The following is a 22,373-nucleotide window of genomic DNA, read 5'->3' as shown; positions in this document are numbered from 1 at the left end:
GTTTACCTCCTGATTTTGTGTGTTCTTAATTGTCCGGCGCCTTTATAGTTACATGCCCTGCAATTCTTCCGGATCGTTTTATGGGACGCGCCTAACCCTTCACAGCCCCCGCTGTTAATCCTGCAACTATATACTTTTGCATGAATATGATAAATAACATTGCCGGTATGATCGCCAGCACTGATGCTGCCATCAGGGAACCCCAGTCCGTATCGAACTGCAGAATAAATGACTGCAGGCCGACAGGCAGTGTTTTTACTTCCGCTGATTTGTTAATGACATTTGCCATCATATATTCATTCCACGCTCCTATAAAGGCATAGATCATGATGGATGCAATTCCGGGAAGAGAAAGCGGTACAGCCAGCTTGCAGAAAGACTGGAACACTGTACATCCATCTATCTGTGCAGCCTCTTCCATTTCTACCGGAATGCCTTCAAAAAATCCGCTTATCATCCATGTACAGAATGGTATGTTGAAAGCTATGTAGATCAGCGAGATTCCCAAGAGTGAATCAGATAATCCCACTTTTATGAATACAAGAACTAACGGGATCATCAGCAGTACTGCGGGAAACATCTGCAGAATCAAAAACAGCTTTGAAAAATACCTGAATGCGCGGATATGGCGCTGGTATCTGGCTATGGCATAGCCCGCCAGACAGCTTGTGATACCGACAACGACTGCTGTAAGGACGGCGACTACCACGCTGTTCCTCACATAAGTCAGAAATGGCGTCCTGTTAAGCACATTTCTGTAATTCTCCCAGGTAAAAACTTCCGGGAATATGTTATTATTGTTCAAAATCTCCCTTGTGCTCTTAAATGAAGAACCTACCATATTTATAAGGGGCAGGCTGATAAACAGCACAATAATCGTCAGCAGCAGGTAAAAACCAATTGTCTTGAATATCCGTTTTATTTTCATTTTATATTCCTCCTTTCATTAGTCTTCTTTCCGGTTCAAAACATACTGATATAGGGAAGACAGAACAATCATAAACACCAGCATAACTAATGCGATGGCTGAAGCATATCCCATCTGGTTTCGGAAAAATGCTGAATTATACATGTAGATGGATATATTTGATGTGGCGCTCGCCGGTCCGCCTTTTGTGAGCAGAAACACTGTTTCAAAATTGTTAAAGCTCCAGATCATGATCAGGACTGTGGATGTGATACTTACCGGCTTGATCATGGGCAGTGTGATATTTTTAAACCTCTGGAATGCGTTTGCTCCGTCCATCGAGGCTGATTCATAAAGCTCCTTCGGTATATTCTGCATGGCAGCCATCAGAACCAGCAGCATAAAGGGGAAGGATTTCCAGGTATTTACAATCACTGTGGATATCTTGGCCATAAACGGCGTTGCCAAAAATAAAATCGGTTCCTTTATAATTCCAAGCTTCAGAAGAGTCAGGTTTATCATACCTGTCTGGTCATTCAGCATCCACAGCCACATATTGGAAGCTACAACATTTGGTATTACCCAAGGGAGAAGCATGATCGCCCTGAACAGCCCTTTTCCCTTAAATTCCCTGTTCAGCAGCAGAGCCAGGGCCAGTCCTATTAAATAGATCAAAACCACGGAACTTACTGCAAAAAATATGGTAAATCCCAGTGCCGAAATAAATTCTTTGTCCTTGAAAATATCTATGATATTCTTCAGTCCGACAAACTTAGCCTTCTGCGGATAAAGAAAATTTGTATTTGTGAAGCTAACCAGAATTCCCCTGACCAGCGGATAAACCGTCACAAGCAGCACTATCAGAGTGGCCGGCATCACGAACAGATACCCTTCTGCCGCCGTTTTCCTTTTTTTCTTTTTCATGTCATACCTCCATTTCCTTTACTTTTTTACAGCTCCGGTAGAACCCCGGATCAATAATTGATGTTCCACATACACCTGTCTCTCAGACAGTTCTTTTCCTCCCAAAATATCAAGAAGCATTCCCATGGCTCTTTTCCCCATTATGTAATTTGACTGGTTTACTGAGGATATTTTAGGTTCTGTCATAGATGCCATCTCGATATCATCAAAACCAAAGATAGATATGTCTGCCGGAACACCGAATCCCATTTCTTTCGCTACATTCACAGCCGCGATCGCCATAATATCTGAGATAGCAAATATGGCTGTGGGCCTGTCCGGCATTGAGAGCATTCTCCTGACTACTGCTCCGGCACTGTTGTAGCTATAATCAGAATCTGCATAAGCTATGATTGAATTATCCTGTTCTATGCCGGCTTCTGCCAGAGCATCCTGATATCCTTCAAGCCTGAGTACAGAAGAAACTGAGTTGTTCACACTTCCTATAAATCCAACTCTTGTATGCCCCATATCCAGCAGATACTTTGTCACCTGATATGCTGCCAGCCTGTTATTGATGGATATCCTTGGAAGATCCAGTTTTTCATTGTAATCCCCGCATTGAAGCACCGGATATTGTTCACACAGATTTACGATCTCGCGGTCCTGCGGCTCACTTGCCAGGAAGACTGCCCCCTCAGCCTGCCTTGTAGCAATCAGGTTCATATACCTCTTCTGGGCGTTAGTCTGAAACTTCGTCGGGCAGATCATAATGTTATATCCATTGTTCATAGCGATCTCTCCCATGCCGTCTACAATCTGTGAAAAAAATGGATTTGATATGCTCGGCAGAATAATAAGGATCATCCTGCTCTCCATCTTCCTTAAATTACGTCCTAACGCGTTTGGATAAAAATTCAGTTTTTCCATAGAAGCTTTTATTTTCTGTACAGTTTCTGGTCTGACTTTATCCTGGTTATTGATTACTCTGGATACAGTGGCGATGGATACATCTGCGTCTCTTGCGACATCTTTGATTGTAATTTGGTTTTTGTTCATCTCAATCTCCCTTTTACGTTATTAACGTTTACATTTTTTCCTTATTTTACCACACCCTTCCTATTGATTACCAGAGTATTTATTTGTGTAAACGTTTTTATTTATCCTTATTATAACAGCAATGTTTTTATTTGCAAGTCTCAAAAACTGCTAAATTTCCCATCATATTTCTATGAAAAACTGCTAACGCCCCATTTATTTTCTACAAAATAGCTAAACCAAGGAATGTAAACGTTTATATTTGCTTTTATTTCTTAGTTATTTTGCATATACCCCCCTTGGATATCCTCTATTTCAATCAAATATTTATTTTTCTATATTGTAAACGTTTTTATTGGCCGGATGGAGTTTGCTGCCGGTTACTATTCACATGTCACCGTCCCGCGAGGTGTTTTCGTGCGTATTTTGCACGAAAATCCCGAGGGTTGCAGCGCGAAATGGCGCTTTTGGCCGTTTCTGTGCATCGCGAAGCGTGTTACTGGTCACGGAGTGAACAGTAACTGCTGCCGTGCCAGACTTTGAGTTATACCAGGTTTAGCTTGCAATATTTATCTGATAATATTAGAATTGAATAAGAAACTTTGCTTTAGCCTATTAGAAAAGGATGGTATTAGAATGGATGGGAAAATGAAGGTATGCGTATTAACCGGAAAACAAAGTCTGGAATGGATAGAGAGGGAAATCCCCAAACCCGGACCGGGTGAACTGCAGATAAAATTAGAATATGTCGGCGTGTGCGGTTCAGACCTGCATTTCTATCAGGAAGGACAGCTGGCTAACTGGAAGCTGAACGGCCCGTTGGCCCTGGGTCATGAACCGGGCGGCGTTGTATCTGCCATCGGCGAAGGTGTGGAAGGCTTTCAGCCAGGTGACAGGGTAGCCCTTGAGCCTGCAGTTCCATGCGGGAAATGCGAAGACTGCAGAAAAGGAAACTATAATTTATGCCGGAATATTAAAATGCTGGCAATCCCCGGAGAAAGAGACGGCGTCTTTGCAGAGTACTGCGTACATGATGCCAGCATGTGCTATAAGCTGCCCCAGAATGTGAGCACTATGGAGGGCGGCCTCATAGAGCCTCTCAGTGTCGGACTTCATGCCACAGAACTGTCAAATGCAAAAGTCGGTGAGACAGCTATTGTCCTTGGCAGCGGCTGCATAGGCCTGTGCACTGTGATGAGCCTCAGGGCCAGGGGTGTCAGCCAGATATATGTGGCTGACGTTCTGGATAAACGCCTGGAGAAGGCAATGGAAGTGGGCGCCACAAGAGTATTCAACAGCAGGAAAGAAAGTATTGAAGAATTCGCCAAAACTCTTCCCGGCGGCGGAGCTGACCAGGTATATGAATGTGCCGGGAACCGTATCACTACACTGCAGACATGCCGTCTGATCAGGCGTGCCGGGAAGGTAACACTTGTAGGCGTGTCCCCTGAGCCCGTGCTTGAACTGGACATAGCCACATTAAATGCCATGGAAGGCACCATCTATTCTGTGTACCGCTACAGGAACCTGTATCCGAAGGCAATAGAAGCAGTCTCTTCAGGTGTGATCCCACTGAAGAAGATCGTGTCCCATACCTTTGATTTTAAAGACTGCATAGAGGCCATAGAGTACAGCCTTGAGCACAAGGGCGAGGTTATCAAGTCTGTAGTTAAATTTTAGCCGGTTCCGCCGTGGGCAGAAAAAGAAGGATGTCTGCGTATGGCATCGCGGATCATACATTTGGCTGCCGGTCATTCCAAAATAATGCAGAACGTACAAAATCCGGACTCATCGAGTCCGGATTTGTATTTATTAGTGGAGCTGAGGGGAATCGAACCCCTGTCCGAAAGCCTATTCATTGCAGCTTCTCCCATCGCAGTCATTATTTTAACATTCCCTCCGCCCGGCGCCTAATGACAGGCTTCGGACTTTAGTAGCTTCATAAGTTCTTTTATCCCCTCAAAGCTTTGGAGATAAAGTGCCCCGCATTATTTGATGCCGGTTGCTTAAGCTGCGAGAGACTTAAGGCCGACAGCAGCCACTAGGCTACGTACGCTAAATTTTCGTCTGCGTTTATATTTAAGTTTCCGGTTTACTGCGCGGTCCCGGCCCGCGGATGGCTACCACAATTGCAAAACCCCCGTCGAAACCAGTACAACCCCTGATCAAATCAAGCTTACTGTCTTGTTCAAAACAGATGTACAGGTTCACAGACAATGGAATTTAACAACCTACCAGCATAACTTGCAGCAAATAACTAAATGTTATACTAGAGCTGTATTTTACCTGATATTTTTCCTTTTGTCAAGGGGCATAAAATTAATCCAGACCAAGGATCTCTGACAACACTTCAATGATGATCTCATTGGTACAAGATTTCACATATCCCATCATGTTTAGCAGGATTTCGTCATTTTTCTGGGCTTCTGTAAGCTCTTCATTATGCTTTACCTGGTCCAGGAGCATAACCAGCTGAGGTGTCAGCTCCTCATATGTCTCCACAGTTGTCTGGGTGACAAGTTTCGATAATTCTTCTTTTGATGTCGGTATCATATATTTCCCCTTTGAGTGTTTAATATAAAGTTTTAATATAGATTTTTTACTTTGAAATCTTTTTCTGCCTCACGCCTCTGGTCCTTCTTTGCGATATCCTGGCGCTTGTCATAGAGCTTCTTACCTCTTGCCAGCCCTATCTCCACTTTCACAAGACTGCCTTTGAAGTAAACCTTCAGCGGCACCAGAGTATATCCCTTTTCAGCCATCTTCCCGGCCATCTTATTGATTTCATACTTATGAAGCAGCAGCTTCCTGATGCGGAGGGGATCTTTATTAAAGATATTTCCCTTTTCATATGGGCTTATATGCATCCCGTATACGAATACTTCTCCCTTTTCTATCCTGATAAAGGATTCCTTAATGCTGCATTTTCCCATGCGCAGGGATTTTACTTCAGTACCGTGCAGTGAGATGCCCGCCTCATAAGTATCTTCTACAAAATAATCATGGTACGCTTTTTTATTGTTGGCAATCAGTTTGACAGATTGTGCTCCCATACTCTTCTCTCCTTTTCCCCTAAATCATGTTTGAAAATCATTTCAGGTTATGGCTGTTCTTCCTCATCCTCAGCGGCCATCTCAAAATCAACAGACCTTGTATGCTTATCAGCGCCCAGAACACGTATCCTGACCTTCTGTCCCAGCTTATAGACCTTTCCGGTGTCTACGCCGAACATCTCATGTGTCTCCTCTCTGTAATAATAACGGTCATCATACATATTTGTCACATGTATCATGCCCTCTATTGTATTAGAGAGCTCCACATACATTCCCCATGAGGTAATGCTGGAAATCACGCCTTCAAATGTCTCACCAATATGATTTTCCATATACTCTGCTTTTTTAAGCTTCTCAGTCTCACGCTCTGCCTCATCGGCCCGTCTTTCCAGCTTGCTGGACTGATCAGCCACAGTCTGCAGGATGCTCTGGTAATGCTCTATACGTCCCTCATTCATTTTTCCCCTGAGGTTTTCCTTGATGATCCTGTGGATCTGCAGATCCGGATACCGCCTGATCGGTGAAGTAAAGTGGCAGTAGTAAGGCGCCGCCAGGCCAAAATGCCCGGTACATTCCACTGTATAACTGGCCCGCTTCATAGACCTCAGTGTAAGACGGCTGATAAGTGTCTCCTCAGGTGAGTCCTCTATTCTGGCAAGCAGCTTCTGCAACTCCTTTGGGTGGATCTCATCCCTTGTGTTTTTAATGGCGTATCCAAAGTTGTTGATGAATAAAGCCAGCTGCTGTATCTTTTCAGGATCAGGATTGTCATGGGTCCTGTATACAAACGGCAGCTCCTGCCAGTAATAGTCCTGCGCCACGGTCTCATTTGCTATGAGCATAAAATCTTCGATGATCTTTGTGGCCACATTTCTGTCATAGGGTTTGATCTCCAGAGGATGCCCCTCTTTATCTAGGATTATCTTTGTCTCAGGAAAATCAAAGTCAATCGATCCCCTCTGCCGCCTTTTTTTCCTCAATATTGCCGCCAGCTCCTGCATCATCTCAAACATTGGGACAAGCTTCTCATACTTTGCAGTTTCTTCAGGATCTCTGTCCTCCAGTATCTTTTTGACGCTTGTGTAAGTCATGCGCCGGTCAACTTTGATCACTGTCTCTGCTATCTGGTGCCCTGTCACATTTCCTTTGCCGTCTATATCCATTATACAGGACAGAGCCAGCCTGTCCACCCCCTCATTTAAAGAGCAGATGCCGTTAGACAGCTTATGGGGAAGCATGGGAATGACCCGGTCAACCAGATAAACGCTTGTCCCGCGCTTCAGCGCTTCCCGATCCAGAGCACTGTTTTCCTGGACATAATTAGATACGTCAGCTATATGCACTCCCAGATGGTAAATATCCCCCTCTTTTGTCAGAGAGACTCCGTCATCCAGATCCTTTGCATCTTCACCGTCAATAGTAACGATCTGCCAGTCTCTGATATCCATCCTGCCAGCCATATCCGCCTCACTGACCTCGTTAGATACATTTTCCGCCTGATGCATGATCTTGTCGGAAAACTCCACCGGCAGATCATATGCATAGACGATGGACAGGATATCTGTGCCAGGATCATTGATATGCCCGATGATCTTCTTTACTTTTCCTTCCGGCTTCTTATTTTTGCTGCCATAATCAGTGATCTCCACAAGGACCTTGTGCCCGTCAACAGCGCCTTTTGAGCGCTCTATGGGAATAAAGATGTCTCTTGTAAATTTAAGGCTGTCCGGCACTACAAACCCAAAGTTTTTACTTTTCTGATAAGTTCCCACCACCTCAGTGATGCCCCTTGCCAATACTCTGACAACCTCGCCCTCACGGCGCTTGCCAGGCTTTCCGGAAACAAGAGCCACCTGCACAGTGTCCTGATGCAGAGCGCCGTTTACCCCTGATTCAGGGATAAATATATCTTCCTCTGCGCCCTCTATCTCTACAAACCCAAATCCCTTCTGATTTCCTATAAAAGTACCCACCAGAACAGGGGATTCCAGCTTTTTATATTTTCCTCTTTTGCTGACCTCTATTTTCCCCTCTTTGACAAGCTCATCCAGCACTGCCTGCAGGCTGGGCCTCTCCTCTTTCGTAACCTGCAGAAGTATGGCCAGCTCCTTGACTTTCATGGGGATATAATGCTCGTCACAGATAAGGTCATAAATTACTTTCTTTCTCTTTTCAAATATATCTTCTTTCATTTTCACTCACTTTCTTAATTTTCTATAGAATAAAAAACACTCTTGCATGGTTACAAGAGTGTCTCACATTCCTTAAAAATTCAGGTTCAGTATCACTGACAATACGATGAAGCCAATTGCCAGATATTTTGTAGCTTTTACCAAAGCTCCTTCCATGGAGCGTCCTTTATTTTTTCCCCAGTATGTCTCTGATATACCTGCGATGCTTCCAAGTCCGGCGTCCTTGCCTTCCTGCATAAGCACAATAACGGTCAACACAATACAAACCAGTATGAAGATAACGGTAAGAATACCTCTTAAAATTTCCATGAACCACACCTCCTATGTCATTAAACCTCATTTAGTTTACCACAGCAGGATATAATTGTCAATTAAATTATATCCAATTTTACTATTAATATACCTGACTCAGTTCCCTTTCAGCCCCATATCAAACAGCTCTAATGTCTCTTCTGTCAGTTTATCATCTGCCTTGCTCTGCAGCAGCAGGTTTATCAGTCTTTCGTACCTTGCTTCTCCCTGGATGCGTTCTCTCTCAGATTCCAGAAACGGCTTTACTGCAGCCTGCATGGATGGCACGTCAGGCTGGGACACTGCCGACTGGATCAGCTCCTGTCCGGCTCCCAGTATCCTCATCATAAGCCCGCACGCATAGCAGTACTCACCGCCTGAAATGATAGGGCTTACAGATCTGCATGTCATTTTAGTCTCTACGGCAGTCTTTACGATTTCTTTTACCACCAGATACACTTCCTTAATAAATAATAATTTAAGAAGGCCCTGCACATTTATTGTCTCCCTGTGCAGAGCCTTTTGACTCTTTTTATTTTCTGATCAGCAGAGATTTTCCTGTCATCTCTTTGGGCTGCTCCATTCCCATCAGTTCAATCAGGGTAGGCGCGATATCCGCAAGCACGCCGCCTTCTCTTAAGGTGTAGGACGGGTCAGCATTTACAAGGATAAAAGGAACAGGGTTTGTAGTGTGGGCTGTAAACGGTTCTCCAGTCTCGTAATCCACCAGCTGTTCTGCATTTCCATGGTCAGCACAGATAAACATCTGTCCATCCACCTCTTTGATTGCCTCTACAGCTCTGCCAACACAGCCATCTACAGCTTCAATTGCTTTCACTGCCGCATTTTCGATACCTGTATGTCCTACCATATCCGGATTTGCAAAGTTGATGATGATCACATCATACTTTTCTGATTTGATGGCATTTACAAGATTATCGCATACCTCATATGCGCTCATCTCAGGCTGCATATCGTATGTGGGCACCTTCGGGGACTTTACAAGAATACGTTCCTCCCCTTCATTTGGCTCCTCTACCCCGCCGTTAAAGAAGAATGTAACATGTGCATATTTCTCTGTCTCCGCGATCCTGGCCTGTTTTAAATTGTTTGCAGCCAGAAATTCACCAAATGTATTTGTTATCGCTGTCTTGTGGAAAGCGACCTCTTTATTCGGGATCGTCTCATCATACTCTGTAAAGCATACATAACATGTCTTAATTCTGCTGCCTCTCTTGAAGCCGTCAAAATCATCACTGCAGAAGGTGCGTGTGATCTCTCTTGCCCTGTCAGGGCGGAAGTTAAAGAAGATAACGGAATCATCATCCTGGATGGTTGCCACAGGAGCGCCGTTCTTCACCACTACGGTAGGGATCACAAACTCGTCATTCTTTCCATCATCATATGACTGCTGCACTGCTGCCACTCCGCTGTCCGCAGTATGTCCGATGCCCTTTACCATGGCATTGTATGCCAGTTCCACGCGGTCCCAGCGGTTGTCACGGTCCATAGCATAGTAACGTCCCATAACTGATGCGATCTCACCAACGCCGATCTCCTGCATCTTGTCAGAGAGCTGCTGTACATAATCTTTTCCTGAGGCCGGCGGTGTGTCACGTCCATCCAGGAAGCAGTGTACATAGACTTTACTGAGGCCTTCTTTCTTTGCCAGCTCTAAAAGCGCATACAGATGTGTGTTGTGGCTGTGTACCCCGCCGTCAGAGAGAAGTCCGAACATATGCAGGGATGTTCCTTTATCCTTAGCATTCTTAACAGCATCCAGAAGGGCAGGATTCTTAAAGAAATCTCCGTCCTGGATCTCCTTTGTGATCTTTGTCAGCTCCTGATATATGATACGCCCTGCTCCCATATTCAGGTGGCCTACCTCAGAATTTCCCATCTGTCCGTCAGGAAGCCCTACTGCCATTCCGCTGGCATATCCCTTAACAAAAGGATATTCCTGCATCAGTTTATCCATAACAGGAGTCTTAGCCTCTTTAACCGCATTGCCCTCGGTCTTTTCATTAAGGCCATAGCCATCCAGGATCATTAAAACAGTTGGTTTCTTGCTCATTTCGATTTCTCCTTTATTTTATGAAATTAGGCTGCCTTGCGGCATGCCGCTTACTGTACTGTACCTTGTTTACAACTACTTATTGTACATGATTTCACAGCATCCGTCAATTCACAACCCAGGGAAAATATGGAGGAAAATTCTAAAAATTTTAGTAACAGCCGTCAATATACCCTGATGACAGCCGGGATTTCTTTAACCATGGACATTCCTTTAAATATTGTTAGAGAATCATTCAGATGACGCTCCCTCACCTTGTCTGTGATGACCACCAGCTCAGCGGCATCATTTTTCTTCTCTTTCTGGACTATCCTTGCTATGCTGACACAATTATTGCCGAACACACTTGCTATGCTGGCCAGGACTCCGTAGCGGTCCTCCACCTGCATCCTGATAAAATAACGGCTCTCTATCTCTTCCATCTTCTTGATGGGAAGCTCTTTGTAGCAGGTACAGCTGATGCGCCCATTGCAGCCGAATCTGATATTGCGCGCGATCTCAAATATGTCCCCAACCACTGCACTGGCAGTAGGCATCTCGCCTGCTCCCCGCCCGTAGAACATAGCGTCATCTACTGCGTCTCCATGGACAAACACTGCATTGAAGGAATCGTTGACAGATGCCAGGGGATGCGTGCTGGGTATCAGCATGGGATGAACCCTGACCTCTATCCCCTCCTGTGTATTTCTTGCCACCCCCAGCAGCTTAATGTCGCAGCCCATTTCTTTGGCATATCTGATGTCAGTTGCTGTGATCCTGGTGATACCTTCTGTATATACATCGCGGAAGGTTACACGTGAATTGAAGGCGATGGAAGCCATGATCGCCATCTTTCTGCCTGCATCCAGCCCCTCCACATCCGCCGTGGGATCGGCTTCCGCATACCCAAGCTCAGTAGCCAGAGAGAGGGCCTCATTGAATTCCATCCCCTCTGAAGTCATCTTTGTCAATATAAAATTCGTAGTCCCATTTACAATGCCAATGATCTCCGTCAGATGATTCCCTGCCAGAGACTGTTTGAGCGGGGAGATGATCGGAATCCCTCCTGCCACTGCTGCCTCAAAAAGCAGATCCTTCTGGCTCTGCTCTGCCATATCAAAAAGCTCCCTGCCGCTCTCCGCCATAAGGTCTTTATTTGCAGTCACCACATTCTTGCCCGCTGCCAGTGCCTCCATCATATAAGTTCTGGCCGGTTCCATGCCTCCCATGACTTCAACGACGATCTCAATACTTTCATCGTCTAAAATTTCTTTCCAGTCATTTGTAAGTACAGACGGGTCGTCCACCTTCAGCGCAGCCTTCTTAAGATCTCTCACAAGGATCTTTTTCACTGCAAGCTCTGCGCCTACCTTGCGCGGTATCTCCTCCTCCTGCATTTTTAAAACCTTATAAACACCTGTGCCCACTGTTCCAAGCCCCAAAAGTGCAATATTGATCTTTTTTGCTTCATTCATTTAACCTTACCTCACAGTCCTGAAACTGTCCTTTCGCGTTTATCTCTACAAAGATTATACGCTCAGTGCCGCTTTCAGGCAAGCGTTACAGGTAACTTTATCCCCCTGCGGGCATCCCATACCTGAACTTTTCCAGGCATCCGTGCTTTGCAGGTGAGAGTATACTCTCCCAGTTCTCCGTCCTTCCATTCCATATCAAGGCTGAAGCCGCCTCTCAGCCTCATCCCGCGTACACTTCCGCTTTTCATCGATTCCGGAAGCGCCGGGAGAAGACGTATTTGATATCCGGATATCTTCATATCGCTGTCTATTACAGGCGAGGACTGGGCTGCCGCCTCCAGCATAAGGGCAGGCATCCCGCCGCTGATGTCTGTATTGAATATATCAGGGCCATAGTCATGTGAGGAAGCATAAGTCCTGTAATAATTATTTTCTGCCATGGACTTCACCATAACATCAACCATACTGGCGTCACCCAGGTGGGCTGCTGCCATGCCGGCCTGTACAAGGCCAAACGCCATAGTGCCCTGCTCCTTCTTCTTATGCTCCATCTTCAATTCATACGCACGCCTGCAGGCATCCAGCACTTTCTGGTCCTCATACCAGGGAAGGTCATAGTAGAGCATATACAGATGTGAAGAGTGGCGGTGGTCGTATCTGTCCTCAAGGCCGTCCGCCGCCCATTCTTTCAGCGCTCCGTCGCTGTTTATCCTGTACGGCGGCATTTTTGCCATTATACCTTTCCATTTTTCAATTTCACCTGTATTGATCCCCAGTGTACTGCACCCCACGATCAGATTCATAAACAGCTCTTTCGCCGCCGCTATATCCATGGAAGCATTGAAGCACGCTGCATTTTCCCTCCCCATAGGAGTATTTTCCGGAGAATAGGAGGGCGAAAATACCCAGTGCCCGGTCTCATCTTCAATGAGATAATCCTCATAGAACAATGCCGCCTCCTTCATAAATGGCAGAGCCCTCTCTGCAAAGAACCTGTCATCACCTGTATACAGCCAGTAATCATAATAAAAATGTGCACACCATGCGGCCCCTGCAGTCCAGAATACCATAGGCCATGTCTCATCAAAATGGAAGTCCAGCCCTGAATCACTTGTCCTGCTCGGGATATGGATCCCTCTGCATCCATACAGTATCCTGCTGTTTCTTCGGTAATCCTCCATAAGAGATTCCTGATATTTGAAATAACTCTCCATCCCTTCAAAATCACCGCTGGGAAGCAGTCCCAGGACCGCAGTCTGCAGATTTCCATTCTGAGTATAGTCAGATGACCAGCCTCCGTCATAAGTACCTGTCCATACCCCCTGCAGATTCGGCGGCATTTCCCCGCTTGATGACAGTATGGCATAGCGCCCTGCATGCAGGATAGTCTCCAGATGTTTATTGTCCAGCTTCACTTCCAGACGCCCAAACCGCTCGCCGTGTATTTCCAGATGTCTTTCCAGCAGCTCCCCGTACTCCCGGCAAAGCAGCCTTTGTATAGAAGCAGCCTCTTTTTCCAGTATCTGCTCTGCCTTATCCATGTCATTTATGGGTATCACCTTAGCCAGCAGAAGGGCGCTTTTTGCACTGCTGATGCATAATGCTTCTGACTCAGCCCTGATTTTCCCGTCTTCTGAAAAAGCATGGCACAGCACAGCATATCCGCTGTTTCTGCCGCGATATGCGCACAGATACCAGGCCCAGCCGTCTTGTACCCCCGCCTTTGGCAGAAGAAAATACTCTCCATTTTCCTGAGGGAACATGGGTTTTAATACCTTTCTGCCGTCTTTCCTGTAGGGGCGCTGTGAAAGCTTAATCCTCCAGCAGGCCGGACTGTCCGCCGTAAGCCTCAAGGCCATACAGCCGTCTGCTCTGGAATAAAAAGCCTTCCTGTCATAATTTGTCTTCCCGCTCCTGAATTTCACCCTGGCTTCCCCTGTGCTAAATTCCAGCTTTCTCATATAATCTGTGTACCCGCAGCAGCCCGCTGTCTCTATATGGAGAACGGCCCCAGGAATAAAGGGATTTGTCCATATTTTATCTTCTCTCCCCTCCTGCTGCCTGTACATATCAAGAATATGCCTGACGGCATCACCATATTTTCCTTTACTTAAAAGCTCTCTGATATATGGCAGTTCACCGGCCATAGGAATAGGCTGCAGGCCTATATCCACAGGTGCAAACAGGCGCTCATGACTGAAAATGATCTCCTCATTCTCCGCATCTCCCATGATAACTGCACCCTGGCTGCCGTTTCCGATCAGTGTCCCTTCCTCCCACCGCTCGGCGGGATATGGAAGTTCATATCCGTTTCCATTCTGAATCATAAAATCCTGCAGCATCTCAAATGCCCCTTTCTTTCGCTCGATAATGCACATACTCAAAGTCCCCGGCTCCGCCTGAAGGCCTGTTTTCCGTATTAAGTGACACAAGCGCCAGCCTGGCTCCTGTCCATGTCCCTCCAAAGAGTCTGAATCTCCCTGGAATATCAGTTTTTTCCCCGCAGACAAAATAACTGTAAGTACCATCCTCCGAGAGATCAAGTCCTATTTCAATCTTATTGCAAGCTTCTTCCATACTCCAGGCCACTTTCTCCTCCGCCTGCCCTTCTCCCTGCTTCTCTGTGACTTTTCCGGTTCTAAGCTCAAGGAAGTATTTTTCATTTCTGTATGCCAGCCCCAGATAAGAATACTCATGGCCGATCATCCCAAATCCGCAGAGATCACCATCTGCTCCGGGATGAAGCTCAAGCTTCACCGTCACCTCAAAGGCCGGGGCCTGGAGCAGCTGGCTACAGGCATTGGGTGCATACCAGAGCAGATTTTCTTCCCTGCGCACATTCCTGAAGGTATACAGCCGCAGATATCCCGGGCGTTCCAGAAGGGAATACCAGGAATCCACAGGGTTCGCCTGCCACTGCCACTGAAGCCCCAGCTGACACGTGTCAAAGTCATCGCTTATGGGAATGCCTGCCTGGTCACTGTCCGGCGGAACTTTACCGCTGACGGGAATGGCTGCCTGGCCGCCGTCCTGCAGCGCTTCCCCGCAGACAGGCATCTCCCATTCTGACACTGGTTCGCCTATCCCGTCACCGTTCTGCTCCTGACCTATAAAGGGCCATCCCTGTGCCCAGCTCACCGGCTGCAGGTGGCAGATCCTTCCGTAAGGTCCTCTGTCCTGGAAATGCAGGAAATATCCTGCCTCATCTTCCATCTCTATATATCCTCCCTGATGAGGCCCATTAATATCTGTATTTCCCTGGTGCATGACAATCCTGTAATCATAGGGTCCGTATATATTTTCTGACCGCAGTACTGTCTGCCAGCCATTTTCCACTCCGCCTGCCGGGGCGAATATGTAGTAGTACCCATCTCTCTTATACAGCTTTGGCCCCTCTATGGTGGGATTCGTCTGTACCCCCTCAAAGACAGTCACGGGCTCTGAGATTAATTCCTGTGCATCCGGCGACATCTCACATATAGAAATCTTATGCTTTATCCCGCAGCGGCTCTTCGCATATGCAAATGCCATATAAGCCTTTCCGTCATCATCCCAGAACGGACACGGGTCTATCCACCCCTTCACATGCCTGAGCGCTTTTATGGGAGACCACTGTCCAAATGGATCTCTTGTCTTAGTTACAAAGATCCCTTCGTCAGGCAGGGGAACGAATACATAGAACCAGCCTTTGTGGTACCTGATGGACGGCGCCCATGTACCGCTTCCGTGGGCAGGCACTTCATACCTGGAAAATGGCAGATGCCTCACACAGTAATTTACAAGGCTCCAGTGCACCAAGTCCTTAGAATGAAGCAGCGGTATCCCCGGCAGATAAGTAAAACTGGAAGCTATCATAAAAAAATCCTCCCCCACCCTGATCACATCAGGATCACTGTAATCTGCAAAGAGCACAGGATTTCTGTAGCTGCCTTCTCCTGTATCCGCCTTCCATAAATCATGGGCTGTCCTGGCCACAGCCCCCTTATATTTATCCATCTCTGTCATATCTCCTCCATTATCTTTCTGGTCATTGCCGGTAACAGTTCAGCCTTCCACTGTTCCGCGAGGTGTTTTCGTGCATAATGCACGAAAATCCCGAGAGCTGCAGCGCCAAAATGCTGTTTACAGCATTTTGTGTGCATCGCGGAGCGTTGTTATAGGTCAGACGGCTGCCGAATGGCAGATGGCTGAACTGTAACCATTGCGGCATCAGCCCTTCAGTCCGCTTGTAGCTATCCCTTCTACAAAATATTTCTGTGCCACAAAGAACAGAATGATCAGAGGCAGCACTGAGACGAAAGCCATAGCCATGATCTGCCCCCACTGCACATTTGCGTCTGAATCTATCGCTGTGCGAAGCGCCAGCGAAAGGGGATATTTATCCACGCTGTTGATATAGATCAGTGAATTGAAGAAATCGTTATATGTCCAGAGGAACTGGAACAGCCCTGCTGAAAACATTGCCGGCTTGAGCAGAGGAAAGAGTATGCTCCTGAACGTCCTGAATGTGCCGCATCCGTCTATATATGCCGATTCATCCAGCTCTCTGGGGATTCCTCTCATAAACTGGAGAAGCATATAAATGAAAAATGGAAAGCAGGCCAGCAGAGCAGGCACATAAAAGGGCAGATAAGTATTGAGCCAGCCAAATTTATTAAAAAGTGTATATCTGGGTATGATGATCACTGTATTTGGCAGCATCAGCGTGGCTATCAGGACAGCGAATAAAAACTTTTTCCCCGGAAATTTAAATCTTGCAAACCCGTAAGCTACCAATGCACAGGAGCCTACTGTAAATAAGGTGGTCGGAACTACGATCAGAAATGTGTTAATAAAATATTTCCCAAAAGTATATTTTCCTGTTCCCTGCCACCCCTTTATAAATGCATCCGGGCTCCAGGAACCAGGCAGCAGCTTCAGAGATCCGAAGATCTCACTGTTTGTCTTGAACGCTGCCAGAAACATCCAGATGACAGGATATACCATCACAACTCCCACTGCAGCGATCACTATGTATAAAATAATCTTGTTTAATCTCTTTTTTCGTTTTCCCATGATATCCTCCTTCTATTTTTAAGGCCATTCTGTTTTCTCCCTGACCTTTACTTAAAAATCTCCGCCGTCTTCATAGTACACCTTGCCTGATGAAAATCTGAAAAGCAGCAGCGTGACAACGAGGATCAGCCCGAAAATCACCCAGGATGTGGCGCTGGCGTATCCCATTTTAAAATAAGTAAAGGCGTCAGTATAAAGCTTCATGCCAAGTACATATGTCCCTTTGTTCGGCCCTCCTCCTGTCACTACAAAGGAGGATGTAAAGTTCTGCAGCGCCGTGATGGTCTGCATAATAATATTAAAGAAGATGATCGGTGATATCTGCGGCAGGGTGATATGAAAGAAACTCTTGACCTTTCCCGCCCCGTCTAGGGAAGCCGCCTCATAGAGGGATGCAGGCACCTGTTTTAAAGCCGCCAGGAACATTACCATAGAAGACCCAAACTGCCAGATCTCCAGAAGACAGATGGTCATGAGGGCTGTGGATGAATTGCCCAGCCACTGTACCTTGGGCAGATGAAGGGTTAAGAGAATGTTATTGATAGCTCCGTCATCCATAAACAGAAGTTTCCATAGTATAGCTACGGCAACGCTGCCTCCAAAAAGCGACGGCAGATAGTAAATTGTGCGGATAAGGCCGATCCTTTTTATGTTCTTATTCAGCAGCACAGCGATAAACAATGCCATCATAAGTTTTCCGGGAACAGTATAGAGGGTATAGACAATTGTCACCTTCAGTGAATTATAGAATTCCGGATCTGTCGTAAAGAGTTTGATGTAATTCTTCAGGCCTACAAATGATGGCTCATTAAAAAACTGGTAATCCGTAAATGAATAAAACAGGGAGCTTAAAAATGGATACAGCTGCAGCAGCAGGAATCCCAGCAGCCACGGCGCTATATAAACAAGCCCCATATAGTCGATCCTGCGGTATTTCTTCACTTTCGTTTTCTTTTTCATATTCTTCCGCCTTTCCTTTTTATGCCTCCAGGCGCTTCCGTGCCGGGGCAGAAAAAGGCTGCTATAAAGCAGAGGATCTGTTTCCATTTACTTTATAACAGCCCGTTTTAAAACCTAAACATTATCGTGTAAAGCACGTAAGGTGTATTACTTTTCAGAGAGGATATTCTCCAGCATGTCTATACCGCTTTCGCACGCTTCTTCCGGTGTGCTCTCACCAAAGCTTACACTCTCGATCATGGTCTTGATCACTGCCTCAACTTCAGAGTCTGTAGTCAGTCCCATCTCATTGATTCCATTCTTCTCCAGCCCCAGATTTACTGCTGTTGTTACCAGACTGCTGATAAGTCCTTTCTCCTCGCAGATCTGACGGGCGCTTTCTGTAGGCGGCACTGAGCGGAGATCTTTTAAGATAGCTGCTGCTTCCTCATTGTTGAAGAAATAATCCAGGAACATGACTGCTTCTTCAATGTGCTCACTTGATTTATTTACACACATGAGCTGCGGAGGATTTGCATAATATCCTTCATTTTTCTGTGCTTCTTTATCCTGCATCTCAGGCATGGACACAACCATGTATTCTGCATCTTCATTTGCGCTTGTGAGATTATTGATCTGGGATGCATTTGTCATAACAGCGACACATTCACCATTGATCCATTTCGGGTTAGTCTGGGGAGCGCCCTCAAAAGAAGCTGTCTCGCCTGCCGGCTGCACCACCCTGTCATCATAGAGTGATCTGATATATGACAGTACCTGTGTCAGCTCTTCCTCTGAGCAGCTCAGGCTCTTAGTCTCATCATTTACAAACGGTGTACCTGTTATCTGCATGATGTATGGGCGGAATACATTTGTTACCAGGAAGCTGGTATCTATATTCAGAAGATACATGTCACTGTTGTATTCCTGCACCTTCTTACCCATCTCTGTCAGGCCTTCCCATGTAACATCACCTGAAAAGTCCAGTCCGATCTCATCTGCCAGGGTCTTATTTACCAGCAGTGCCGTTGTCCCTATTCCGCTGGGCAGGCCCACAAGCTTGTCATTGTATGTACATGTATTTTCCAGATATTCCTCTGAAAATCCAGACAGATCGATATTGTCCTTATACTCATTAAAATCAATAAAGAAATCTCCCTTGCTCATAAAGCTTGGCATCCATCCCGGTCCATTCTGGATGATATCAGCAGCCTGGCCCCCTGCCAGAGATGTGGAAAGCTTTTCTAAGTATCCCTGGTCGCCCCCGAATTCAGGCTCAATAGTGATCCACGGGTATTCCTTTTCAAAGTTATCGATCACCTGGAGCGTCGCTTCATTTCTCTCATCGCCGCCCCACCAGCTGAACCTTAAGGTCACAGGTTCTTTATCCTCTGCACTGTCTGCTGCTTTTGCAACACTTCCTGCACCCCCCATAAATACGGAACCTGCAAGCATTACCGCCAGGCTGGCTGCCATTACACTTTTCTTTTTCATTTCTTATTACCTCCCGTTTGTTTTTTATGATTTGATTTTATCCGGAAACCCCATATTTTCCAATCCTTTGAATTATCATTTTTCTTCATTTCTTACTCTGTAAATCTTACCGTCCACATTTTTTACAATCTTTCTTCATTTTTTACGCTTTCCTTCTTCTCTCATGTTAACACGGTCTTTTTTATAGTATAATATGAACAGCAGCTTTTCTTGCAATTCTGAATTCCGAAGGAGAGAAATTTATGTATTCACTTATTATTGTAGACGATGAGATCAAAATCAGAGAGGGCCTCGTAAACCTGTTTCCCTGGGAGCAGAACGGATACCAGGTCACAGGGCAGTTCGCAAATGGTCTTCAGGCCCTGGAATATATCAAATCCCACAATGTGGATGTGGTGCTCACCGATATCCGTATGCCTGTCATGTCCGGCATCGATCTGAGCAGGCATCTGGCCAGCGATTATCCTGATCTGCCCTTTGTCTTTCTGACAGGATATCAGGATTTTTCTTACATGCACACTGCCATCCTCAATCATGCCTCTGACTATCTGCTCAAGCCTATAAAATATGAGGATCTCTACACCTGCTTCGAAAGGATCCGCCAGATCCTGGATGAGAGGCATCATGTAGACACCCAGGTCCACGGCGGCACCTCTTCCTATTATGGGAAAATTATTTCTGAAATCTGCAGCTACCTTCAGGAAAATTACCAGAATGCCACCCTGGAGGAAGCTGCATCCAGGGTCAATTTAAGTCCGAATTATCTTTCAAAGATATTTAAAGAAAAAGCCCATGTGGGTTTTTCTGAATATTTAAATGAGCTCAGGATGAAGAAAGCCGCTGAGCTGCTGTGTGATATTTCCTATAAACACTATGAGATTGCCTACCGCATCGGCTACGACAATCCCAAAAATTTTTCCAGAGCCTTTAAGCAGTATTATAAGATCTCACCCAGGGAATTCCGGGACAAATATCTACATTAGAAAAGGCAGGAACACTCATATGATGAAAAAATTCTTTTTGAAAAGGTGCAAATCCTTTTTCCTTATTATGCTCATCCCGATCATGATCCTCTTCTGCCTGTCCACAGTATTCATTTACATTGGCAGCAAGGACTCCATTACTCAGAAATCTGCAAATTCGCTCTCTATTATAAATGATAATCTGGACATTGTCCTTGGCACCTCAGCTTACCAGTATGAACTGCTGACTTATAACCCACGTCTTGTCCTGTCGCTTGAAAAGCTGCTCCGCCATAATACCTTCGAGTATACTGACGTCATTTTCCTGAACAGTGTAAAGACTTCTCTAAGCGCTATCGCCCAAGCCCACTCTTACATTGATTCCATCTACCTCTACCTGGATGGTTATGACAGCTACTTCTCCTCGTCTGACGGGATCGCAGATCTAAATACAACAAAGGATGAGGGCTGGTATGAGATGTATGAGACAGCTGACCTGGACAGCCGCATGTGGATCCAGAAAAGGGAATTTCAGGAATACACATACGCAGAACCGAAAAAATACATGACTATGTTCCAGCGGATGTCAAATATAAAAGGCGTCATCGTGGTAAATATTAATATCAAAAATTTTGAGACAGTACTCACAAATGCCGGCTCAGACGGCAATCTGCTGTTCCTCATGGATGAAGAGGGGCTGCCTCTGTGCAGCAATGACGCAGGCTCTCCCATAAAAGATTCTCTTGCTGAATATAAGGATTCTGCATTTTTATATTCCCCCGGCCCTTCTGATCCTAAATGGGTCAGTATTGAGGGAAAAAGTTATCTTCTCCAATCTCTCACCGCCGGGAAATACGGGGTCACTTTTCTCTCCCTTGTCCCCTTTGGACGTATAGCCTCCCAGCTTCTGCCCACCTTCCTGGTGCTGGCCGGAGCAGTCATTTCCAACTGTGTGATCTCTCTTCTTCTGGCATACTTTGTCACAAAACGGAATTTCCAGCAGATAGATGATATCATCCAGACATTTGATGAAGCAGAAAAGGGGAATATACCGAAGAAAAAAGAGACAGAAGTGAATGACGAATACGATGTGATATTAAATAATGTAATTGCTGTTTTCTTAAATTCCAGCTATCTGAAGCATCAGCTGGCAGAAAAACAGTACAAGCAGGAGCTCACTGAAATGGCCTCCCTTCAGCTGCAGATCAACCCGCACTTTTTATTCAACACCCTGCAGGCCCTTGATTTTGAGGCCTTAAGAATATCTGGCGGGCCTTCCACACTGAACAGGATGATACAGAATCTCTCTGACATCCTGAAATATTCCCTGGAAGATCCTGTCAAGCCCGTACTGCTTAAGAATGAACTGGATTATTTAAAAAAGTATGCGGACATCCAGAAACAGCGGCTTGGTGACAAATTTATCATTTACTATGAAATAGAAGAAGATCTGCTGGATTTCTCTGTATTCAGGCTGATGCTACAGCCCCTTGTAGAAAACAGCCTGAGCCACGGCGTCGCTCCCCTTGAGTCTACAGGCTGCATCAAGGTCCGGGCCTGCAGCAGAAAGGGATGGGCACATTTTACAGTCATTGATAATGGCATCGGCCTGACCAGGCCGGAAATCAAAGAAGTGTACAGCCGCATTCTGGATGAAAGCAGCCAGAACATCGGACTGACCAATATCAACCGCCGTCTGCTGCTCAAATATGGCCCGGAAAGCTCGCTGCACATTCAGAGCAAAAAGGGGATGGGCACCTGTGTCACCTTTAAGATCCCCATGCCATAAAGAGCTCCGCATATCCCAGGCCCTTTTACGAAAGAGGATATACGGAGCTCAAATTTCCCGAAGAGGGATTATGTGTTTCGTATCCATAATACGACTATTTTTGCGGGCAGTCAAGTAATTTATCTTCGATGACTCAAAGCAGATGATATAACCGCCGACAAAAAGGGATGCCGCAAAAAGCAGCATCCCCTGTCATCAGGCTGGTTCACAGCCCAATCACTA

Annotated in this window: 18 protein-coding genes and 1 other RNA gene; 3 read left to right on the top strand and 16 right to left on the bottom strand. The window is 45.9% G+C overall.

Translation table 11 applies throughout. The features are described 5' to 3' along the window. Positions 1–91: 91 nt before the first annotated feature. The 3 genes from NSB28_RS05745 to NSB28_RS05735 are packed head-to-tail and all read right to left on the bottom strand — an operon-like array spanning position 92 to position 2,869. Positions 92–928 (bottom strand): carbohydrate ABC transporter permease, encoded by an 837-nt coding sequence (locus NSB28_RS05745; RefSeq protein ID WP_109625605.1) that lies wholly within the window; start codon positions 926–928, stop codon positions 92–94. Between the two features lie 18 nt (positions 929–946). Next, on the bottom strand, positions 947–1,831 hold the full coding sequence (locus NSB28_RS05740) for a carbohydrate ABC transporter permease (protein WP_109625604.1): 885 nt from the start codon (positions 1,829–1,831) through the stop codon (positions 947–949). Between the two features lie 18 nt (positions 1,832–1,849). Next, positions 1,850–2,869, bottom strand: coding sequence for a LacI family DNA-binding transcriptional regulator (locus NSB28_RS05735; RefSeq protein ID WP_109625603.1), 1,020 nt, complete (start codon positions 2,867–2,869; stop codon positions 1,850–1,852). Positions 2,870–3,484: 615 nt separating this feature from the next. On the opposite strand from NSB28_RS05735, the gene NSB28_RS05730 reads away from it, so the two are divergent. Next, positions 3,485–4,528, top strand: a complete 1,044-nt coding sequence (locus NSB28_RS05730; RefSeq protein ID WP_109625602.1) for an NAD(P)-dependent alcohol dehydrogenase — start codon at positions 3,485–3,487, stop codon at positions 4,526–4,528. A 133-nt stretch (positions 4,529–4,661) separates the two neighbouring features. Here the strand turns inward: NSB28_RS05730 and ssrA are convergent. From ssrA to NSB28_RS05665, 13 genes are all read right to left on the bottom strand, one after another. After that, positions 4,662–5,010: a transfer-messenger RNA gene (gene ssrA, locus NSB28_RS05725) on the bottom strand. Positions 5,011–5,167: 157 nt separating this feature from the next. Next, a complete protein-coding gene (locus NSB28_RS05720; RefSeq protein WP_109625601.1) occupies positions 5,168–5,401 on the bottom strand; it encodes a hypothetical protein in 234 nt (77 codons plus the stop codon). A gap of 32 nt (positions 5,402–5,433) precedes the next feature. Further along, entirely contained in the window at positions 5,434–5,901 is a 468-nt protein-coding gene (gene smpB, locus NSB28_RS05715; protein ID WP_109625600.1) for an SsrA-binding protein SmpB, read from the bottom strand. A 47-nt stretch (positions 5,902–5,948) separates the two neighbouring features. Continuing rightward, positions 5,949–8,093 carry a ribonuclease R gene (rnr, locus tag NSB28_RS05710; RefSeq protein WP_109625599.1) on the bottom strand — a complete coding sequence of 715 codons (2,145 nt, stop codon included), beginning with the start codon at positions 8,091–8,093 and terminating at the stop codon, positions 5,949–5,951. Positions 8,094–8,165: 72 nt separating this feature from the next. Then, complete coding sequence (gene secG, locus NSB28_RS05705) at positions 8,166–8,402, bottom strand: preprotein translocase subunit SecG (RefSeq protein ID WP_109625598.1); 237 nt, start codon at positions 8,400–8,402, stop codon at positions 8,166–8,168. 99 nt (positions 8,403–8,501) lie between these two features. Continuing rightward, positions 8,502–8,834: a DUF3837 family protein gene (locus NSB28_RS05700; protein ID WP_148410831.1), complete on the bottom strand. Its 333-nt coding sequence runs from the start codon at positions 8,832–8,834 to the stop codon at positions 8,502–8,504. An 82-nt stretch (positions 8,835–8,916) separates the two neighbouring features. Then, a complete protein-coding gene (gene gpmI / locus NSB28_RS05695) occupies positions 8,917–10,458 on the bottom strand; it encodes a 2,3-bisphosphoglycerate-independent phosphoglycerate mutase (protein ID WP_109625596.1) in 1,542 nt (513 codons plus the stop codon). A 164-nt stretch (positions 10,459–10,622) separates the two neighbouring features. Beyond that, positions 10,623–11,912, bottom strand: a complete 1,290-nt coding sequence (locus tag NSB28_RS05690) for a homoserine dehydrogenase (RefSeq protein WP_109625595.1) — start codon at positions 11,910–11,912, stop codon at positions 10,623–10,625. A 74-nt stretch (positions 11,913–11,986) separates the two neighbouring features. After that, on the bottom strand, positions 11,987–14,290 hold the full coding sequence (locus tag NSB28_RS05685; RefSeq protein ID WP_109625594.1) for a glycosyl hydrolase family 95 catalytic domain-containing protein: 2,304 nt from the start codon (positions 14,288–14,290) through the stop codon (positions 11,987–11,989). Next, entirely contained in the window at positions 14,256–15,908 is a 1,653-nt protein-coding gene (locus NSB28_RS05680) for a glycoside hydrolase family 43 protein (protein ID WP_109625703.1), read from the bottom strand. The genes NSB28_RS05685 and NSB28_RS05680 overlap by 35 nt, the downstream gene beginning before the upstream one ends. Positions 15,909–16,121: 213 nt before the next feature. Further along, positions 16,122–16,967 carry a carbohydrate ABC transporter permease gene (locus tag NSB28_RS05675; RefSeq protein ID WP_109625593.1) on the bottom strand — a complete coding sequence of 282 codons (846 nt, stop codon included), beginning with the start codon at positions 16,965–16,967 and terminating at the stop codon, positions 16,122–16,124. Between the two features lie 51 nt (positions 16,968–17,018). Then, positions 17,019–17,882, bottom strand: a complete 864-nt coding sequence (locus NSB28_RS05670; RefSeq protein WP_392391500.1) for a carbohydrate ABC transporter permease — start codon at positions 17,880–17,882, stop codon at positions 17,019–17,021. Between the two features lie 192 nt (positions 17,883–18,074). Beyond that, entirely contained in the window at positions 18,075–19,400 is a 1,326-nt protein-coding gene (locus tag NSB28_RS05665; RefSeq protein WP_109625592.1) for an ABC transporter substrate-binding protein, read from the bottom strand. A gap of 242 nt (positions 19,401–19,642) precedes the next feature. Here NSB28_RS05665 and NSB28_RS05660 point away from each other — a divergent pair, with 242 nt between their 5' ends. Together NSB28_RS05660 and NSB28_RS05655 are read left to right on the top strand one after the other, a co-directional pair. Next, entirely contained in the window at positions 19,643–20,383 is a 741-nt protein-coding gene (locus tag NSB28_RS05660; protein WP_109625591.1) for a response regulator transcription factor, read from the top strand. A gap of 19 nt (positions 20,384–20,402) precedes the next feature. Then, entirely contained in the window at positions 20,403–22,151 is a 1,749-nt protein-coding gene (locus tag NSB28_RS05655; RefSeq protein WP_187374333.1) for a sensor histidine kinase, read from the top strand. Positions 22,152–22,373: the final 222 nt, after the last annotated feature.

The organism is Murimonas intestini, assembly GCF_024622195.1.
In the GTDB taxonomy this organism is placed as follows: domain Bacteria; phylum Bacillota; class Clostridia; order Lachnospirales; family Lachnospiraceae; genus Murimonas; species Murimonas intestini.
This window is presented reverse-complemented; position numbering and strand designations above follow the sequence as displayed.

What these genes read in the sequence shown, in the direction of transcription:
- NSB28_RS05745 (WP_109625605.1), bottom strand. Translation starts at nt 928, where the DNA reads ATGAAAATAAAACGGATATTCAAGACAATTGGTTTTTACCTGCTGCTG.
- NSB28_RS05740 (WP_109625604.1), bottom strand. Translation starts at nt 1,831, where the DNA reads ATGAAAAAGAAAAAAAGGAAAACGGCGGCAGAAGGGTATCTGTTCGTG.
- NSB28_RS05735 (WP_109625603.1), bottom strand. Translation starts at nt 2,869, where the DNA reads ATGAACAAAAACCAAATTACAATCAAAGATGTCGCAAGAGACGCAGAT.
- NSB28_RS05730 (WP_109625602.1), top strand. Translation starts at nt 3,485, where the DNA reads ATGGATGGGAAAATGAAGGTATGCGTATTAACCGGAAAACAAAGTCTG.
- NSB28_RS05720 (WP_109625601.1), bottom strand. Translation starts at nt 5,401, where the DNA reads ATGATACCGACATCAAAAGAAGAATTATCGAAACTTGTCACCCAGACA.
- smpB (WP_109625600.1), bottom strand. Translation starts at nt 5,901, where the DNA reads ATGGGAGCACAATCTGTCAAACTGATTGCCAACAATAAAAAAGCGTAC.
- rnr (WP_109625599.1), bottom strand. Translation starts at nt 8,093, where the DNA reads ATGAAAGAAGATATATTTGAAAAGAGAAAGAAAGTAATTTATGACCTT.
- secG (WP_109625598.1), bottom strand. Translation starts at nt 8,402, where the DNA reads ATGGAAATTTTAAGAGGTATTCTTACCGTTATCTTCATACTGGTTTGT.
- gpmI (WP_109625596.1), bottom strand. Translation starts at nt 10,458, where the DNA reads ATGAGCAAGAAACCAACTGTTTTAATGATCCTGGATGGCTATGGCCTT.
- NSB28_RS05690 (WP_109625595.1), bottom strand. Translation starts at nt 11,912, where the DNA reads ATGAATGAAGCAAAAAAGATCAATATTGCACTTTTGGGGCTTGGAACA.
- NSB28_RS05685 (WP_109625594.1), bottom strand. Translation starts at nt 14,290, where the DNA reads ATGTGCATTATCGAGCGAAAGAAAGGGGCATTTGAGATGCTGCAGGAT.
- NSB28_RS05680 (WP_109625703.1), bottom strand. Translation starts at nt 15,908, where the DNA reads ATGGATAAATATAAGGGGGCTGTGGCCAGGACAGCCCATGATTTATGG.
- NSB28_RS05675 (WP_109625593.1), bottom strand. Translation starts at nt 16,967, where the DNA reads ATGGGAAAACGAAAAAAGAGATTAAACAAGATTATTTTATACATAGTG.
- NSB28_RS05670 (WP_392391500.1), bottom strand. Translation starts at nt 17,882, where the DNA reads ATGGGGCTTGTTTATATAGCGCCGTGGCTGCTGGGATTCCTGCTGCTG.
- NSB28_RS05665 (WP_109625592.1), bottom strand. Translation starts at nt 19,400, where the DNA reads ATGAAAAAGAAAAGTGTAATGGCAGCCAGCCTGGCGGTAATGCTTGCA.
- NSB28_RS05660 (WP_109625591.1), top strand. Translation starts at nt 19,643, where the DNA reads ATGTATTCACTTATTATTGTAGACGATGAGATCAAAATCAGAGAGGGC.
- NSB28_RS05655 (WP_187374333.1), top strand. Translation starts at nt 20,403, where the DNA reads ATGATGAAAAAATTCTTTTTGAAAAGGTGCAAATCCTTTTTCCTTATT.